We start from the raw sequence: 16,343 nt of genomic DNA on the forward strand, positions 1-16,343 counted from the left end.
TATGACCGCGCCCCTCACCACCTCCACCAGCCCCTCGCGTGAGCTCATCGCCTTTCGGATCGGCGACCAGGAATTCTGCGTCGACATCATGCAGGTGCGGGAGATCCGCGGTTGGACGACCGCCACCCCCCTGCCACGCACCCCGGCCTACATGAAGGGCGTCATCAACCTGCGCGGCGCCGTCCTGCCGATCGTCGATCTGGGCGCGCGCCTGGGCCTGACCACGGCTGAACCCAGCGCCCGCCACGTGATCATGGTGGTCAACCAGGGCCACCGGACCCTGGGCCTGCTGGTGGAAGCTGTCAGCGACATCATCAATGTCACCGAGGACATGGTGCAGCCCACCCCGGACGTCGCCTGCGACCAGGTGAAGACCTTCGTGAAGGGCCTGTTCGCCATTGAGGGCCGCATGGTCAGCCTGATCTCGCTGGACCGCGTCCTGCCGGAAATCGAAGCGGAGGCCGCATGAGCAGCTTCCCGAGCAAGAACGGAGCCCTCGTGGAGGGCGAGTTTCTCTTCACCAACGATGACTTCCAGCAGATCGCCCAGATTCTGCACTCCCACGCCGGCATCGCCCTGGCCGAGGGCAAGGCGGCCCTGGTCTATTCGCGTCTCGCCAAGCGCCTGCGCTCGCTCGGCCTGCGCTCGTTCCGGGAGTATTGCGCCCTGGTGGAGGACGCCCGCGAGGTGGACGAACGCCAGGCCATGATGGCCGCGCTCACCACCAACGTGACTCGCTATTTCCGCGAGCCGCACCATTTCGACCACCTGCGCGACGTGGTCTTGCCGCCCCTGGTGGACCGCGCCCGTAAGGGCGGCAAGATCCGCCTTTGGTCGGCCGCCTGCTCCAATGGCCAGGAGCCCTATTCCATGGCCATCACGGTGCTCTCGGCCCTGCCGGAAGCCGCCAATCTGGACGTCAAGATCCTGGCCACCGACATCGACCCCAACATGGTCTCCGAGGGCAAGGCCGGCATCTACCGCGAGGACGCCGTGGCCCCGGTTCCGGTCGAGCTGCGTCGCCGCTGGTTCAAGAAACCCACCTCCGGCGGCCAGGACAGCCGCTGGGAAGTGGCTGACGAGCTACGCGCCCTGGTGGCCTTCCGGGAGCTGAACCTGATCGGCGACTGGCCGATGAAGGGCAAGTTCGACGCCATCTTCTGCCGCAACGTCGTGATCTATTTCGACGAGCCGACCCAGGAACGCGTCTGGAGCCGCTTCGCCCCTATGCTGAACCCGGGCGGCACTCTTTACATCGGCCACTCCGAGCGGGTGACCGGCGCCGCCACAAACATCTTCGAAACCACCGGTCTCACCACCTATTCCTTGAGGAGCGGCCGATGAGCGTTGGAGTTCTCGTCGTCGACGACTCGGCGACCATGCGCGGCCTGATCGCGGCGGCCCTGAAGCGCGACCCGGACATCGAGGTCCTCGGCTTCGCCAACGATCCGCTGGAAGCCCGCGAGCAGATCAAGAAGCTCAATCCCGACGTGGTCACCCTGGACGTCGAGATGCCGCACATGAACGGCATCGAGTTCCTGGAAAAGATCATGCGCCTGCGCCCGACGCCGGTGGTCATGGTCTCGACCCTGACCCAGAAGGGCGCCGAGATCACCATCGAGGCCCTGGAGCTCGGCGCCGTTGACTGCGTCGGCAAGCCGGTGCCCGGTGATGGCGTCTCCCCGCATGAGGCCTTCGCCGACCTTCCGGAAAAGGTGAAAGCCGCGGCCCGCGCCCGGGTGCGGCCCTATTCCGGTCCCGTCGCCCCGGTGGAGCGCGAGAAGAACTACGCCGCGGCCGGGGAGCTGATCCTGGCGATCGGCTCCTCCACCGGTGGCGTCGAGGCCCTGATGACCATCCTGGCCAACTTCCCCGACACCTGCCCGCCGACGGTGATCACCCAGCACATGCCGGCGACCTTCACCAAGAGCTTCGCCGAGCGCCTGAACCGCATCTCCGGCGCCACCGTCGCCGAGGCCCATGACGGGGCGCGGCTGATGCCGGGCCACGTCTATGTCGCCCCCGGCGGCGTGGCCCACCTGGAGGTGGTCTCCTCAGCCCACCCGGTTTGCCGTCTGCGGGAGTCCGACCCCGTGAACGGTCACCGGCCGTCGGTTGATGTGCTGTTTGAGTCGGTCGCCAAGCTGAACCGTCCCTCCGTCGGCGTGATCCTGACCGGCATGGGGCGCGATGGCGCCGCAGGCCTGGCGGCCATGCGCAAAGCCGGCGCCCGGACCCTCGGTCAAGACGAGTCCAGCTGCGTGGTCTATGGCATGCCCAAGGCGGCCTTCGAGACCGGAGCGGTGGAAAAGCAGGTCGGCCTGTCGCGCATGGGCCCGGCCATTCTCAATGTCTGCTCGGCCACGGCCGAGTCTCAAAGGAGCGTGTGATGCCTGCCGCGTCCGCCCTGAAAACCCTCATCGTCGACGACCAGCAGACCATGCGGTCGCTGATCCGCACCAGCCTGCACGCGCTTGGGATCACCCAGACGCGGGAAGCGCCCGACGGCGAAGAAGCCCTGCGCGCCATGCTGAGCCTGCCGGTGAACCTGGTGATCACCGACTTCAACATGCCCAAGCTGGATGGCTTGGGCCTGCTGCGCGCCATCCGCGCCCACGGCCCCACCTCGAAGGTGGCTGTGATCATGCTGACCGGCCGCGCCGATCGCGAGCTGGTTCAGCGCGCGGTTCAATTCGGCGTCAATAATTATCTGGTCAAACCGTTCACGACGCAGACCCTAAAAGAAAAAATCGAAGCGGTGTTTGGGCCCCTTTCATGATCGTTGAGAACGTCTCGAATCGTCCCGGCAAGCGGGTCCATGTCGTCCAGGGGGAGCATCACGTCTCCTCTGACCCGGACGTCATGCTGACGACGATTCTCGGCTCGTGCGTGGCCGTCTGCCTGCGTGACACCGAGGTCGGGTTCGGCGGCATGAACCATTTCCTGCTGCCCGAGGGGAAGGCCGAGGGCCTGGACGAAGGCCGCCGCTACGGCGCCTTCGCTATGGAACTGTTGATCAACGAGCTGCTGCGCAACGGCGGCCGCCGTGAACGCATGGAAGCCAAGCTGTTTGGCGGGGCCCGCATGTTCGGCGGCCTGTCCGACGTAGGCGCCTCCAACGCCGCCTTCGCCGAGAAATTCCTGCGCGACGAAGGCATTCCGGTGGTGGGCGGCAGCCTCGGGGGCTTCGGCGCCCGGCGGGTCCAGTACTGGCCGACCACCGGCCGCGCGCAGCAACGCACCGTCACCGACACCAACGAAGTGGCGCGCCTGAAGACGCCGCCGAAACCCGTTCCGGTGGTCGAGGACGACGGGGACCTGGAGCTGTTCTGATGAGCCATTCCGCCGCCCAGACCCCGCGGGTTCTCGCCTCCCTGGCCGACGAGTTGGAACACGCCGGCGCGCTTTGCGACCGGCTGGAGATGCTGGTCACCCAACTTGTCCGCGCCAGCCGCGGCGAGACCCTGGAGATCGCCCTGCACGAGGCCCAGACCGTCGATGTCCTGACCCAGCACCTGGCGGCGCTCGCCACCTTCACGCGGCGCCTGTCGACCCAGGCTCAGAGCGGGGACGCCTATGATCTCTCCGACGCCATCGCCGGGGTGACCCTCGGCGACCTCGCCCAGCGCCTGGCCCAGGTGACGCGTGAGGCAGAGAGCCTCACCGCCGCCGAGTCCGGCGACCTCGACCTGTTCTAAGCCCCAACGCGAAACCCCCGATCGCCATGGCCCTAGACCCCAACATCCGGATCAACCTCGATCGCTCGGTCGTGCTGCTGGTGGATGATAATCCGCAGGCGCTGGAGGCCCTGAGCGCGATGGTCCGTGGGTTCGGGGTGCGCAAGCAGTTCAAGTGCGGGTCGGGCGCCGAGGCCATGCACTACGTGAAAAGTCAGGAACTCGACCTGATCATCACGGACGCCCAGATGCCCGACATGGACGGCTACGACTTCGTTCGCTGGCTTCGCAGGGATGCGCCGCCCGAACTCATCTTCACCCCCGTCATCATGCTGACCGGCCACGCGCCGCGCAGCATGGTGGAGAAGAGCCGCGATTCCGGGGCCAACTTCATCCTCACCCGGCCGTTCACGCCCGAGATCCTGCTGCAGCGAATCTTCTGGGTGGCCCGGGACGAACGCCAGATGGTCAAGGCCGAGAACTATGTCGGTCCTGACCGCCGCTTTAAGAACCTCGGCCCTCCCCTTGGAACTAAGGGCCGCCGCAAGGACGATCTGTCCACCCACGTCGGCGCCGCCACCGATCCCAACATGGATCAGAACGAAGTCGACATGCTTATGAAGCCTGCACGGGTGCAAATTTGAGCAAGACCGAGTTCATCAAGGTCCAGAACCGCCTGTCGCAGCAGTTGGCCAAGCCCGGTGGCATGACCGCCGACATCGCCACCCAGCGCGCACGCCGCGAACTGGCCGCCCAGGCCGGCGACGCCAAGAAGTCGCTGGGGGTCACCATCGGCCGCATGGAGGCCATGGTCGCCGAGAAGACCGCCTCGGCCGACGACATCTATGTCGAGAGCGCCATCGTCCTCGACATCGCGGGCATGTTCGACATGCGCACCCTGTGCGACGCCTCCTACAGCCTGTGCGAACTTACGGACCGCCTGCGGACCAAGGACCGCCAGGACTGGAGCTCGATCGGCGTCCACGTCAACGCCCTGCGCTTGATCTGGAGCAAGGACGACAAGGACGCCGCCCAGCTGAAATCCGTCGTCGACGGGCTCTGGGCCATCACTGACCGACTCGACGCCAACTAGGGCGGCGGCTCGGCCAGCCGCTGCACGGGACTGACCGCAATCGTCACGGGCCCGCTGTTCCTGGCCGCCCTGTTCATCGCCCGCTTCGTCTATCTGGCGACGGCCTGACCGACCTTTGGGCACGGGCCAGCTTCGGTTATGGTGAACCCAGACGGACGCAGCGGACGCAGATGGTCATGATTTCGCTCTTGCTGGCCCTTGCTGGGGCCACGCCCCCCGAGGGCGAGCATGCGACGCTGCAGGCCTGTGAAATGACGCCTGGCGGCTGGGTCTGCCATTACACCATCCCCGCCATCACCCTGCTGGGCGCCGCCAATGCGCCGCCGCCAACCGTCACCCTGACCCCGACCCCGACCGTTCAGACCCCGGCGGGGGCTCCACAGCCTGTCACGCCGAACAATCTGGAGGCGACGAGACGGGCGCGGCTGATCGCCAACTGCGCCGATGCGGGCTGGATGTCGCTCTGCCTGCCCAAGGACCGCCGGGAAGCCCGCAGGCTGAAGGACGCCGCGACAGCCAGCGCCGCCCTGCGGACCCAGGTCACCCGTCTGCTGAGTGAGAATAGGTGCCCCGAGGCGGTGAAGACCGCTCTGGTGGCGGGCGACATAACCCTGGCGCGTGAAGCACGGGAATTCTGCGCACCCTAGACACGACAATGGGCCGAGCTCACGCTCGGCCCATGTGCTTTGAGGCCTTTTGTGCCTGGAGCCTTTTCCGATCTGATCGCGTCCATCAGACCGGCTAAAACGGGGCTCCAATTCAAAAGCTTAGGGCTTCAGTGGCCCGGCCCACCACTCGCCGGCGGGCAGCTCTTGCCGTCCTCGCAACCCGAATAGTGGATTTGCGGCGGCTCCACGGTGACCTCCGACGGGCGGACATAGACCTGGGGCCGATGCAGATAGATCTGCGGCGCGGCGATGCGCACCGGTGGCGCGTCGACATAGACCGGCGGGCCTTGGATATCGATACGGCCCGAGGCGACATAGACCGGACGGCCATAGACGCGGACGCCAGGGCTCTGGACACGGATGTCGGCCCACGGCCCGGTCGGGCGGTAGAAGACGGCTTCCTTGTCGCAGAGACACCCATCCTGGGGACGGTGATAGGACTCATCGGGGCAATCCCGAACCATCTGCGGCCGGTTATAGCCGTAGCGGTCTTGCGCGCCAGCGTTGCCGGCGGACATCAGAAGCGCACCCACGCCAGCGATTAGTATGTACTTCAAGACAACCCCCAGATGGAAACGAGACCGTGTTCGCGCCGGCTGCGGACCTTGGAAAACCATGGCCTCAAAGGGCGGAGCCTGACCGTAAAGAATTCATTAACCATCTGGCAAGGCGCTGCATCCCTGGGTCCGGGCAACCCCGCTTGACCACACACCAGGGTAGTACGCGGGGCGACTAAGCGCCGGTCCGGTGGAGGTAGGCCAGGGCGATCTCGCGCAAGCGCTCCGCGCCAAAGCTGTCGTCATGGCCGCCATGCACTACCTGGACCGGCAGAAGGAGCAGCCGCTCCATGGTCGCACGATAGGCCGGGATGTCCGCACCTGCGATTTCGTCCAGCAGTGGGCCGTCATAGATGGCGTCGCCGGAAAACAGCGTGCCGGTCGCAGCCTCCCACAGGCCGATACTGCCCGGCGAGTGGCCCGGCAGGTGCAGCACCTCGAAGGCCCGGTCCCCCAGGTCCACCACATCGCCCTCGGCCAGGATGCGGGTCGGCTCGCAGCCCTTCAGAACGTGGGCGGCGGGACGGTAGCCCGGATGCGGGATGGCGGTGAGCAGACCGTCGGAGATGTCATAGCCGGCCTTGGCCAGCCAAGCCTGGGCGTCCGGGCTGAAGTCGGCCAGGTCGAGGGAGTAGGAGTCGCGGCCCTGGCTCAGGGCGTCGGCCTCCGCGCCATGGCACAGACGGCATTCGAACTCGTGCAGGCCGCCGACATGGTCGCCGTGGGCATGGGTGGCTACGGCCAGCAGCGACGTCTCGAACAGGTCGGCGCCCGCGGCCCGCAGGCTGGTGATCCCCATGCCGGTGTCCACCAGCAGGTCGGCGTCCCGGCCCCGCCGCCGCCAGATGTTGCAGCGGAGCAAAGGGTGGACGTGAGGCTCACAGATCAGGGTCAGGTCGGCGCCCAGGTCCCGGCGCTCGAACCAGCGCTCAGCGATGGGCAGGCTCACGGGGCGTCTCCCACCAGGCCGGCCTCTTCCAGGATGGCGCGCATCGGCGCCAGGCCCTCGCCGTAGCGCCGCCAGCGGCCCACCGACGAGGCGTAGAGCGGCTGGCGCACCTGGACCGAACTGGCGGTCGCAACCGGGGCGGCGTTTTCATGGAAGGACAGGCAGCGCGAGTCCCAGGTCAATCCGCAGAACGCCAGCAGCCGCCGGGTCTGCGCCTCCTGGTCGGCGACGACGTCCTCATAGGCGATCTCGGTGAAGCGGTCGGCCGGCAACACCTCTCGCCAGTGGGCCACCAGGCGGTCGAAGCCGACATAGTACCGGGCCACGTCCTCCAGATCGAAGGCGTAGTTGTAGTAGGAGAAGGTGGTGGCGAAGAGCTGCCGGAAGTTCGACAGGCAGACGTCCATCGGATCGCGGCGCAGGCAGACGATGCGCGCGTTGGGCAGGGCCCCGTGGATCAGTCCGGCATAGAGGATGTTGAGGGGCATCTTGTCGGTGAAGCGCGGCGTGCCGCCCGTCATCGGCCGGGTGCTGGCCACGTAGTCGGCGCCCAGGCGGGCCATGTCGACCCCGCCGGTCGCCTGGAAGGTCTCGACATCCATCACCAGGTTGGACGGCGTGCCGGCCGCCCGCTTCAGCAGCAAAGCAAAGTTGCTGAGCTCGCCCGCCGAGGTGACATCGCGGTGGCTGGAGAGGATGCGGTCGATCAGGGTGGTGCCGCTGCGGGGCAGGCCCACCACGAAGATCGGTTCCGGCGACAGGTCGCCCTCGGCCTCCGCCCCCGCGATGGAAGTCCGGGCGGCGGCCTCGAACAGGGCGGCGTCGTGATCAGGCCTGTAGCCGATGACCCGACGCTTGGCCGCCTTGGCCTTCTTCAGCCACTCCAGCGATGCAGGGTGATCGCCGAGATCCTCGTGGGTCTTGGCCAGGGCATGGCCAAGGTGCAGGGCGCGGTCCGGATCGGGCGAGCCTTGATCGAAGAGAGCCTCGAGCTCGCTCGCGAAATTGCGCTCGCGCGTCTGGCGGGCAAGCTGCACCCGGGAGGACCAGGCTCGGTAGAGGTCCGGCGCCAGGGATAGGGCTCGTGCATAGGCGCTCTCGGCGCCCTGGAAGTCACCGGCGAACTGGCGCGACGCCGCCAGATTGTAGAGGAAGCTCGCATTGCCCGGCGTCGTGGCCACGGCGGCCTCGAAGAACGGCAGCGCCCGGGCATGGTCGCCGGTCCGGGTGAAGACCACCCCGATGGTGTCCAGGGTCAGGGCGTCCGTCGGGGCCAGGGCCACCGCCTGCTCGGCCGCCTCAAGGGCCTCAGGGCGTCGGTTGAGGGCGATGAGGGTGCGAGCCAGATAGGCGTGGTGCCGGGCCGCGCCGGGCGCCAGATCCACGGCCTTGGCGAACAGTTCGACGGCCCGAAGCGGGTTGTCGTGATCGGCGGCGATCACCCCCAGCAGGAACCAGGCGCGGCCGTCGCCGGCGTTCTCGCCAAGCGCGGAAAGACAGAGTTTGTGCGCCTGCTCATAGGCGCCCCTGGCCATCTGCCCCTCGGCCAAATCCAGCAGACCGGGCATTTCAGCCACGTCGCACGCCCTCTTTCCATGCGCTGAGCGCATACGTTTTGTCCAGAATGTGCATAACCACGCTGCACCGCAACATTGCACTTGAGACGACCGCTGTCGTCAACCGAGCCTCTCCTCAATCTGTAGATGGAGGGGAATATGTTCCTAAGATCGATATCTCGAACCGCACTGCTGAGCTCGATCAGCGCGCTGGCCCTACCCCTTGTGGCGCTCGCGCCCCAGGCCGCCTTCGCCGCCGACGCCGGCGACGCGGCCAGCGTTTCCGAACTGATCGTCACCGCGACCCGCCGCGACACCACGATCCAGGACACGCCGGTGAACATCGCCGCTGTGGGCGGCGAGGAGATCAAGCAACAGGGCTTCGACAACCTGGCCGAGATCACCCGCTTCGTGCCCGGCATCTTCATCGTCGACCAGGGCGCCCGCCAGGGCAACAACATCATCGTGCGCGGCCTGAACGCCACAGCCCTGGGCTCCAACGACGGCAACAACGACGGCGGCGGCACGGTCGCCACCTATGTGGGCGACATCCCGCTATTCGTGGACCTCAAGCTGAACGACATCGAGCGGGTCGAATTCCTGCTTGGCCCGCAAGGCACGCTCTATGGGGCGGGCACCCTCGGCGGCGCCATTCGCTACATTCCCACCAAGCCCCGGCTGGGTGTCTGGGAGGGCAGCGTCCGGGGTGACACCTACGGGTACGCCCACGGCTCCAACCCCAGCATCGACGTCGGCTTCACCCTCAACGCCCCGCTGGGGGACACCTTCGCGATCCGCGCCTCGGTGGACTTCCTCGACGACCAGGGCTTCATCGACCAGCCCTTCGCGGTCAGCCAGGTCGGAATCTCCGATCCAGATCCTGACTTCACCAACCCCACCGCCGTCCGCAACAACCTGCACGGACGCAAGGACGTGAACACCGAGGAGACGGTCTCCGGGAGGCTGGGCCTGCGATGGACGCCTACCGACGCCATCGACCTGAACCTCACCTACTACTACCAGAACGCCAAGGTCGGCGGCCGCCAGGTGAGCGGCAGCGGCGTCACCAGCTTCCCGGTCCCGGTGGACAAGTGGGAGTCGGTGCTGCGGGTCACCGAGCCCAACGAGGTGACCAACCAGCTGCTGGCCCTGGAAGGGACCTTCGATCTCGGCTTCGCCGATCTCACCTCGGCGACCGGCCTCTCCAAGTACAAGGACGACGGGCGTCGCGATCAGACCGACCTGCTGATCGGCCTGGAGTACAGCTACGAAGCTTTCCCGAGCTTCACGGCCTTCACCAATGAGCAGTCGGACGACAAGGCCTTCACCCAGGAGCTGCGCCTGGTCTCCAAGAGCGAGTCCGCCCTCAGCTGGATCGTCGGGGCCTACTACAACAGCAAGACCGAGGATGGGTTCAGCAAGGAGTTCACCCCCTTCTATGACGCCTATCTGAAGTCGGTCTTCGCCACCGGCCCCCTGCGGCCGGACTCGGTGGAATATTACAGCGTCACCAACCGCAAGCTCACCGAGTCGGCTGGCTTCGGTGAGGTCAGCTACGAGTTCACCGACGCATGGCAGGTCACCCTCGGCGGCCGTTACTACACCTACGACCTGGAGGTCGAGAGCGGCACGGATCTGCCGCTGTACAACACCACGGTCGGCGGCCGCACCCCGGTCGACGCCTTCGTCATCAACTATTCGACGGTGAGCCAGAAGGACAAGGGCTGGCTGTTCAAGTTCAACACCTCGTACAAGTTCAGCGACGACGTGATGACCTATTTCACCGTCAGCGAAGGCTACCGGATCGGCAGCGACAACGGCGTGGGCGCCTGCCCCACCCCGCTCCCCACCAACCAGATCGTCTGCGCCCTTCCCAACGAGACGGAGTACCTGCCGGACAAGACGCTGAACTACGAGCTGGGACTCCACAGCCAGTGGTTCGACAAGCGCCTGACGCTCAACGGGGCGCTCTACTATATTCAGTGGAAGAAGCCGCAGGTCGACTCGGCGACCGCCAACGGCCTGCAGCCGATCACGATCAACGGCGGAGATGCGGAGTCCAAGGGGATCGAGCTCAACTTCGCCGCCGACCTGTTCGAGGGCTTCACCCTACGCGGCAGCTACATGCACAACGAGACGGAGTTCACCGAAACGACGCCGAACCTGATCCCGTTCATCACCCCGCCGGGCTTCCAGGGCACCCTGCAGTACGCTTCGGGTGAGGCCGGCGACCGCCTGCCAGGTTCACCGGAGGACCAAGGCAGCCTCTTCGCGCGTTACGAGACGCCCCTGTTCGACGGCCAGTTGGCCTTTGGCTACGGTGTCACCGCCGCGGGCGAGGTCCTGACCCGGGCCGGCAACAAGGGCGGCGGGGTCGTTCTGCCCGCCTACGCCGTGCACAACCTGTCGGTCGAATACCAGGCCGAGATGTGGAAGGCGACGCTGTACGCAGACAACCTGTTCGACACCTTCGTGAAGACCGGCGCGCGCAACACGCCGGCCTACAACCAGGTGGTGACCGACGACACCGGGGCCAACGTCTACCAGCGGGGCTTCTACTACACCGTGCTGCCGCCGCGCCGCATCGGCATCCGCTTCGAGCGCAGCTTCTAAGGCCCGTACCCCTTAGCGAAGCTCTCCACCCCGACTCAGGCCGAACGCCTGGGTCGGGGTTTTTGCTTGTGACGCTTGGAAATCGTGGGCGCCACGACGGCGCCCGCTGAGTACGACCTGAGCAAAACGTGTTACGATCCTGTAGAAACCCGGGCTTCCTGCAGTCTTGAGGTTACAGACCGCGGCGGAGGCCTAGGGTATTTTGGACAGTGTTCCAGGAGCAGGCGATGAGCCCCCAGTCGATGACCCGCCAAGCCGAAGCTGAGCCCGCCACCGCCGAGATGGGCGCAAAGCTGCTGGCCTTCTCCTCCATCCCCGTGATCGACATATCGGCCCTGCGCGGGACCGACCGCGCCGCCCTGGAGGCCACCGCCGCCGAGATCGGCCGGGCCTGCGAGACAGTGGGCTTCTTCTACATCAAGAACCACGGCGTCCCCGAGGCGATGATCGAGCGCACCTATAAGCTCTCGCGCCAGTTCCACTATTCGTCGAAGGACCTGAAACAGCAGGTCCACATCTCCAATTCGCCGGGCACCCGGGGCTGGATCCCGGACGGCGACAAGGACGAGGACGGCGACCCGGAACTGTACCGCCTGGTGGAGCCCAATCCCGACCACGACTACCTGACCAAGCCGCGCCTGCATGCGGCCTTCGACGTCTCCATCGAGCTTGCGGAAGACGACCCGGACTTCGTCGCCGGCAACCTGATGCTGGTGCCCAATCAGTGGCCCGACTTCATCCCTGGCTTCCGTGAGGAGGTGATGTCCTATTACGACGCGGTGACGAAGGTGGGCGACAGCCTGTTCCACGCCTTCGCCGTGGCGCTCGGCCTGCCCGAGGACTTCTTCGCCAATCTGACCAGGAAGCCGCCGTCGCAGCTGCGGCTGCTGCACTATCCACCCAACGACCGGCCGATGGACAACGACAACCTGGGCATCGGCGCCCACTCCGACTTCGAGTGCTTCACCATCCTGCACCAGGGCGGCCCGGGCCTGCAGGTGATGAACGCCGCCGACGAATGGGTCTCGGCCCCGCCGATCTCCGGCACCTTCATCGTCAATGTCGGCGACCTGATCGAGGGCTGGACCAACGGCCGCTTCAAGGCCACCCAGCACCGGGTGGTGAACACCGGCAAGGAGCGCTTCTCCATGCCGCTGTTCTTCGCCGTCGACTATCACACGGTGATCGAACCCCTGCCGCAGTTCGTCTCCTCCGAGGTTCCGGCCAGGTACAACCGCATCGTGGCGGGCGACCACCTGGCCGGCTTCAGCGTCAACGGTGCCAAGCACCTGCGCAAGAAGATCTGCCTGGGCGAGCTCAAGATCGACTTCCCGATCCACAAGGAGAACCCGTTCAAGCGCAAGGCCGTGAACGAGTTCCCCAGCACCCCCAAGGTCGAGGCCGCCCGCTAGGCCGGCATCTGCGCCACGACCTTGGTGGTCAGATAGGCGTCGATGCCCTCCATGCCGCCCTCGCGGCCATAGCCGCTTTCCTTGATCCCGCCGAAGGGTGCCTCGGCGCCGCCGATCATGAAGGTGTTGATTCCCACCATGCCGCTCTCGAACCGGCAGGCGACGAAGGCGGCGTCCTCCTGGCTGCGCGTAAAGGCGTAGGCGGCCAGTCCGAAGGGCGTGGCGTTGGCGCGCGCCATGGCCTCCTCCCGGTCGGCGAAGGGCGCCATCACGGCTATGGGTCCGAAGGGCTCGTCGTGCAGGACCCTCGCGGTCTCCGGCACATCGGTCAGCACCGTGGGTCGGTAGAAGTAGCCGGTGTTGCCGATCCGCTCGCCGCCGGTGCGCAGGGTCGCGCCCTTGGCCACCGCGTCGGTGACCAAGGCCTCCACCGAGGCCAGACGGCGGTCATTGGCTAGCGGCCCCATCTCGGTGGCGGGGTCCAGACCGTCGCCCACGACGAGCGCCTTGGCGCCTTCGACGAAGGCCTCGACGAAGGGCTCGTAGATCGACTGGGCGATCATGAAACGGGTCGGCGAGATGCAGACCTGGCCAGCGTTGCGGAACTTGCCCATGATCAGGCTCTTGGCCGAGGCCACCGGATCGACGTCGCCGAACACCAGCACCGGAGCGTGGCCGCCAAGCTCCATGGTGCAGGGCTTCATCTGGGCGGCGGCCAGGGCCGCCAGTTGTTTGCCCACCGGGACCGAGCCTGTGAAGGACACCTTGCGGATGATCGGAGAGGCGATCAGGTGCTCGGAGATTTCCGGCGGGCGGCCGAACACCAGGGTGAGGACGCCGGGCGGCAGGCCGGCATCCACCAGGGCCTGGGCCAGACCGACGCAACCGCTAGGGGCGTCCTCAGGGCCTTTCAGGATGATCGAGCAGCCCGCGGCGATGGCGCTGCCGATCTTGGCTGCCGCCTGGGACGCCGGGAAGTTCCAGGGGGTGAAGGCCGCCACCGGCCCCACCGGGAAGCGGCCGGTGGTCCACATCAGGCCCGGCGTGTTGGAGGGGATCACCCGGCCATAGGTGCGACGGCCCTCCTCGGCGGCCCAGTCGAAGGCGCGCGCACAGCTCTCGATCTCCATGCGCGCCTGGGCCAGGGGCTTGCCCTGTTCGCGGGTCAGGGCCGTGGCCAGCGCATCGGCCCGTTCCAGGATCAGGAGGGCGGCGGCCCGCAGGACCTGGGCGCGGGCCAGGGGCCCGACGTCGCGCCATTTCAGGAACGCGGCCTGGGCGCTGGCGAGGGCCTCGTCGAGATCCGCCGTGGTCGCCACGGCGAACCGGCCGAGCACGCTCTCGTCCACCGGATTGAGGATCGGCAGCCACTCGCCGCCCCCGCCGGCGCGCCAGACATTGTCGATCAGCAGCGGCCGGTCGGAGGCGTCGATTTCGGTGTCGTAGGGCATGGGCGGAGCCTCGCTTGAACAGGTGTCGAGGCCATCCTTCCGCGCTTGAGCCGACCGCGCCGCCCTCGCCTGCTCATCGAACCGGAGTCTCTGGCACGGCGCCTGCTCAGTAGTACGAACTGCTCGAAACGTAGTCGCCGGGCGCCCCTTCCTTGCACGGGTTCAGGGCAATCGGGACAGGGCCTCGCGGCCACGCCCGGCAGGCTTTGCCAGCCCTCCGGCGCGGATCGACTGTCGAGGGGTAGGAATGGAGCGTGGCTATGGACGCAGACCAAGACGGCCGACGACCGAGCTTGCTGAACCGGCGAGGCCTGCTGATGGGAGCGGCCGGGCTGAGCCTGGCGGCCTGCTCCCCCAAGGCGTCAGGCGGGGGCGCCGACACTCTCAAGGTCTCCAGCTACGGCGGCAACTTCGAGGAGGCGATGTCGAAGTACGTCTACCCCGTCTTCGAGAAGGCCAGCGGCATCAAGGTCGAGTCGATCCCCCAGCCGGCCGGTCTCCAGTTCCTCCTGCAGCTCATCGAGGCCAACAAGGCCGGCATCGCCCCGATGGACCTCTGCATCTCCACCGCCGTCGACATCAACCGCGGTCGCAACGCGGGCCTCTGGCGGATCCGCGATGCCAAGCCCCTCACCAATCTCGGCAACCTGCCCGCGCAGTATGTCTCCACCGGCCCCAAGGGTATCGACGGCGTCGGCGCGCTCGGCTGGTTCCTAGCCCTGGTGGTCAATCCCGACCAGATCAAGACCGCCCCCACCAGCTGGACCACCCTGTGGGACCCGGCCTATCGCGACGCCTGGGGCCTGGCCGGCGCCGGCACCAGCCCGATCTTCGACATCGCCGCGGCCACCTATTTCGGCGGCGGCGAAATCCTCAACACCGAAGCCGGCATCCTGCAGGTGATCGCCAAGCTCGCCGAACTGAAGCCCAACACCAAGCTGTGGTGGGATTCCGAGGGCACCATGCAGACCGCCCTGGAAAACGGCGAGGTGAAGGGCGGCGTCTATTTCGCTGACGTCGCCGCCACCCTGAAGGCCAGCGGCACGCCGCTCTCCATCATCTTCCCCAAGGAAGGCGCGGTGATCGACTTTGGCTGCTGGTGCCAGCCTATGGCGTCCACCAAGGTCGCCCAGGCCGACGCCTTCATAAACTTCATGTGCACCCCCGAGGCGCAGCAGCTGATCGCGCGGAAGGTCAACGCCCCGCCGCTCATCAAGCGTGAGCTGATGGACCTGACGGACGCCGAGTTCAACAAGGTCTCCAGCGACATCCCGCCCATCACCATCAACACCAAGGCGCGCGCTGAGCACCTCGATTTCATGGCGACCAACTTCACCAAGATGATCTCCAGCTGAGGAGCGCCCGCCATGTTCGGACTTGAGATCAGCAAGGTCACCAAGGCCTTCGGCGCCCACCTCGCCGTCGATGACGTCTCGCTGTCGATCCCGCAAGGGGAGTTCGTCTGTTTCCTCGGCCCCTCCGGCTGCGGCAAGACCACCCTGATGCGGATGATCGCGGGCCTGGAATCGCCAGGCGAAGGAACCATCGCGCTCAACGGCCGCGACATCACCCGCCACCCGGCCAATGTCCGCAAGTTCGGCATGGTCTTCCAGTCGCTGGCCCTCTTCCCCCACCTCTCGGTCGGCGAGAACGTCGCCTTCAGCCTGCGCCTCCAGGGGCAGGACGCCCGGCAGCGCAAGGCCCGGGTCGACGAGCTGCTGACCCTGGTTCGCCTGCCCGGCATGGAGAAGCGGGCGGTCAGCCAGCTCTCCGGGGGCCAGCGCCAGCGCGTCGCCATCGCCCGGGCGCTCGCCCAGGAGCCGCCGGTCTTCCTGTTGGACGAGCCTTTCTCGGCCCTCGACGCCAAGCTGCGGGAGGAGATGCAGATCGAGCTGCGCCTGCTGCAGAAGCGCCTGCAGATCACCACCATCCTGGTGACCCACGACCAGCGCGAGGCCATGTCCATGGCCGACAGCATCGCCGTGATGGGCGACGGCAAGATCCAGCAGTACGGCAGCCCGCTGTCGATCTACCGCGCGCCGGCCAACACCTTCGTGGCCAACTTCATCGGACTGTCCAACCTGCTGCCGGTGGAGGTTCTCGACCACGAGACGGTCCGCTTCGGGGCCAACACCCTCAAGGTCGCCCCCATGTCCCAGCCGGCCACGGCCAGCCTGGCGACCCTCTCCATCCGCCCCGAGGACATTCAGCTGACCGCCGCCAACGGCGCGGGGGACAACACCGTCTCGGGACGGATCACCTTCATCCGCGACATGGGCTCCAGCGTCGAGGTTCACCTGGATTGCGATGGCCGCGACGTCCTCAGCGTCGTCCAGCCCCGCGACTGGATGGGCGCCGGGACCGGCG

The 16,343-nt window shown here is 66.9% G+C and carries 17 protein-coding genes; 13 read left to right on the forward strand and 4 right to left on the reverse strand.

Going from position 1 to position 16,343, the window contains the following annotated elements:
- The first annotated feature begins 1 nt into the window (after position 1).
- The 9 genes from RMO97_RS07670 to RMO97_RS07710 all read left to right on the forward strand — a co-directional run bounded on the left by RMO97_RS07670 (position 2) and on the right by RMO97_RS07710 (position 5,417).
- Entirely contained in the window at positions 2–469 is a 468-nt protein-coding gene (locus RMO97_RS07670; protein ID WP_293496933.1) for a chemotaxis protein CheW, read from the forward strand.
- A complete protein-coding gene (locus tag RMO97_RS07675) occupies positions 466–1,344 on the forward strand; it encodes a protein-glutamate O-methyltransferase (RefSeq protein WP_310540063.1) in 879 nt (292 codons plus the stop codon). The genes RMO97_RS07670 and RMO97_RS07675 overlap by 4 nt, the downstream gene beginning before the upstream one ends.
- The gene (locus tag RMO97_RS07680) at positions 1,341–2,390 is read left to right on the forward strand and encodes a chemotaxis response regulator protein-glutamate methylesterase (RefSeq protein WP_310540064.1); all 1,050 of its coding nucleotides are present in this window, start codon (positions 1,341–1,343) and stop codon (positions 2,388–2,390) included. Before RMO97_RS07675 ends, RMO97_RS07680 begins: the two co-directional genes overlap by 4 nt.
- Positions 2,390–2,779, forward strand: coding sequence for a response regulator (locus RMO97_RS07685; protein ID WP_215338423.1), 390 nt, complete (start codon positions 2,390–2,392; stop codon positions 2,777–2,779). The genes RMO97_RS07680 and RMO97_RS07685 overlap by 1 nt, the downstream gene beginning before the upstream one ends.
- Entirely contained in the window at positions 2,776–3,333 is a 558-nt protein-coding gene (locus RMO97_RS07690; protein ID WP_305338871.1) for a chemotaxis protein CheD, read from the forward strand. The genes RMO97_RS07685 and RMO97_RS07690 overlap by 4 nt, the downstream gene beginning before the upstream one ends.
- Positions 3,333–3,698 carry a hypothetical protein gene (locus RMO97_RS07695; RefSeq protein WP_310540066.1) on the forward strand — a complete coding sequence of 122 codons (366 nt, stop codon included), beginning with the start codon at positions 3,333–3,335 and terminating at the stop codon, positions 3,696–3,698. The genes RMO97_RS07690 and RMO97_RS07695 overlap by 1 nt, the downstream gene beginning before the upstream one ends.
- 26 nt (positions 3,699–3,724) lie before the next feature.
- Entirely contained in the window at positions 3,725–4,321 is a 597-nt protein-coding gene (locus RMO97_RS07700) for a response regulator (protein WP_310540067.1), read from the forward strand.
- Positions 4,318–4,770, forward strand: coding sequence for a hypothetical protein (locus RMO97_RS07705; RefSeq protein WP_305338874.1), 453 nt, complete (start codon positions 4,318–4,320; stop codon positions 4,768–4,770). The genes RMO97_RS07700 and RMO97_RS07705 overlap by 4 nt, the downstream gene beginning before the upstream one ends.
- 176 nt (positions 4,771–4,946) lie before the next feature.
- A complete protein-coding gene (locus tag RMO97_RS07710) occupies positions 4,947–5,417 on the forward strand; it encodes a hypothetical protein (RefSeq protein ID WP_310540069.1) in 471 nt (156 codons plus the stop codon).
- A 128-nt stretch (positions 5,418–5,545) separates the two neighbouring features.
- Here RMO97_RS07710 and RMO97_RS07715 read toward each other — a convergent pair whose 3' ends face one another.
- The 3 genes from RMO97_RS07715 to RMO97_RS07725 all read right to left on the reverse strand — a co-directional run bounded on the left by RMO97_RS07715 (position 5,546) and on the right by RMO97_RS07725 (position 8,512).
- Positions 5,546–5,956, reverse strand: coding sequence for a hypothetical protein (locus tag RMO97_RS07715; protein ID WP_409035296.1), 411 nt, complete (start codon positions 5,954–5,956; stop codon positions 5,546–5,548).
- Between the two features lie 214 nt (positions 5,957–6,170).
- Entirely contained in the window at positions 6,171–6,944 is a 774-nt protein-coding gene (locus tag RMO97_RS07720; protein ID WP_310540071.1) for an MBL fold metallo-hydrolase, read from the reverse strand.
- On the reverse strand, positions 6,941–8,512 hold the full coding sequence (locus RMO97_RS07725; protein WP_310540081.1) for a sulfotransferase: 1,572 nt from the start codon (positions 8,510–8,512) through the stop codon (positions 6,941–6,943). The genes RMO97_RS07720 and RMO97_RS07725 overlap by 4 nt, the downstream gene beginning before the upstream one ends.
- A 147-nt stretch (positions 8,513–8,659) precedes the next feature.
- Here RMO97_RS07725 and RMO97_RS07730 point away from each other — a divergent pair, with 147 nt between their 5' ends.
- Positions 8,660–11,113 carry a TonB-dependent receptor gene (locus tag RMO97_RS07730; RefSeq protein WP_310540072.1) on the forward strand — a complete coding sequence of 818 codons (2,454 nt, stop codon included), beginning with the start codon at positions 8,660–8,662 and terminating at the stop codon, positions 11,111–11,113.
- A 227-nt stretch (positions 11,114–11,340) separates the two neighbouring features.
- Complete coding sequence (locus RMO97_RS07735) at positions 11,341–12,525, forward strand: 2-oxoglutarate and iron-dependent oxygenase domain-containing protein (RefSeq protein ID WP_310540073.1); 1,185 nt, start codon at positions 11,341–11,343, stop codon at positions 12,523–12,525.
- Here the strand turns inward: RMO97_RS07735 and RMO97_RS07740 are convergent.
- Positions 12,522–13,976, reverse strand: a complete 1,455-nt coding sequence (locus RMO97_RS07740) for an NAD-dependent succinate-semialdehyde dehydrogenase (protein ID WP_310540075.1) — start codon at positions 13,974–13,976, stop codon at positions 12,522–12,524. The genes RMO97_RS07735 and RMO97_RS07740 overlap by 4 nt on opposite strands.
- Positions 13,977–14,236: 260 nt before the next feature.
- Here RMO97_RS07740 and RMO97_RS07745 point away from each other — a divergent pair, with 260 nt between their 5' ends.
- Together RMO97_RS07745 and RMO97_RS07750 are read left to right on the forward strand one after the other, a co-directional pair.
- Positions 14,237–15,331, forward strand: coding sequence for an extracellular solute-binding protein (locus tag RMO97_RS07745; RefSeq protein WP_310540076.1), 1,095 nt, complete (start codon positions 14,237–14,239; stop codon positions 15,329–15,331).
- Between the two features lie 12 nt (positions 15,332–15,343).
- Positions 15,344–16,343: ABC transporter ATP-binding protein (locus tag RMO97_RS07750; RefSeq protein WP_310540078.1), on the forward strand; the 1,000-nt coding region annotated here is incomplete at its 3' end.

This window comes from Phenylobacterium sp. (assembly GCF_031425575.1).
Taxonomy (GTDB): domain Bacteria; phylum Pseudomonadota; class Alphaproteobacteria; order Caulobacterales; family Caulobacteraceae; genus Phenylobacterium.

Coding starts and splice junctions, on each gene's coding strand:
- RMO97_RS07670 (WP_293496933.1), top strand. CDS start 2: ATGACCGCGCCCCTCACCACCTCCACCAGCCCCTCGCGTGAGCTCATC.
- RMO97_RS07675 (WP_310540063.1), top strand. CDS start 466: ATGAGCAGCTTCCCGAGCAAGAACGGAGCCCTCGTGGAGGGCGAGTTT.
- RMO97_RS07680 (WP_310540064.1), top strand. CDS start 1,341: ATGAGCGTTGGAGTTCTCGTCGTCGACGACTCGGCGACCATGCGCGGC.
- RMO97_RS07685 (WP_215338423.1), top strand. CDS start 2,390: ATGCCTGCCGCGTCCGCCCTGAAAACCCTCATCGTCGACGACCAGCAG.
- RMO97_RS07690 (WP_305338871.1), top strand. CDS start 2,776: ATGATCGTTGAGAACGTCTCGAATCGTCCCGGCAAGCGGGTCCATGTC.
- RMO97_RS07695 (WP_310540066.1), top strand. CDS start 3,333: ATGAGCCATTCCGCCGCCCAGACCCCGCGGGTTCTCGCCTCCCTGGCC.
- RMO97_RS07700 (WP_310540067.1), top strand. CDS start 3,725: ATGGCCCTAGACCCCAACATCCGGATCAACCTCGATCGCTCGGTCGTG.
- RMO97_RS07710 (WP_310540069.1), top strand. CDS start 4,947: ATGATTTCGCTCTTGCTGGCCCTTGCTGGGGCCACGCCCCCCGAGGGC.
- RMO97_RS07715 (WP_409035296.1), bottom strand. CDS start 5,956: ATGTCCGCCGGCAACGCTGGCGCGCAAGACCGCTACGGCTATAACCGG.
- RMO97_RS07725 (WP_310540081.1), bottom strand. CDS start 8,512: ATGCCCGGTCTGCTGGATTTGGCCGAGGGGCAGATGGCCAGGGGCGCC.
- RMO97_RS07730 (WP_310540072.1), top strand. CDS start 8,660: ATGTTCCTAAGATCGATATCTCGAACCGCACTGCTGAGCTCGATCAGC.
- RMO97_RS07735 (WP_310540073.1), top strand. CDS start 11,341: ATGAGCCCCCAGTCGATGACCCGCCAAGCCGAAGCTGAGCCCGCCACC.
- RMO97_RS07740 (WP_310540075.1), bottom strand. CDS start 13,976: ATGCCCTACGACACCGAAATCGACGCCTCCGACCGGCCGCTGCTGATC.
- RMO97_RS07745 (WP_310540076.1), top strand. CDS start 14,237: ATGGACGCAGACCAAGACGGCCGACGACCGAGCTTGCTGAACCGGCGA.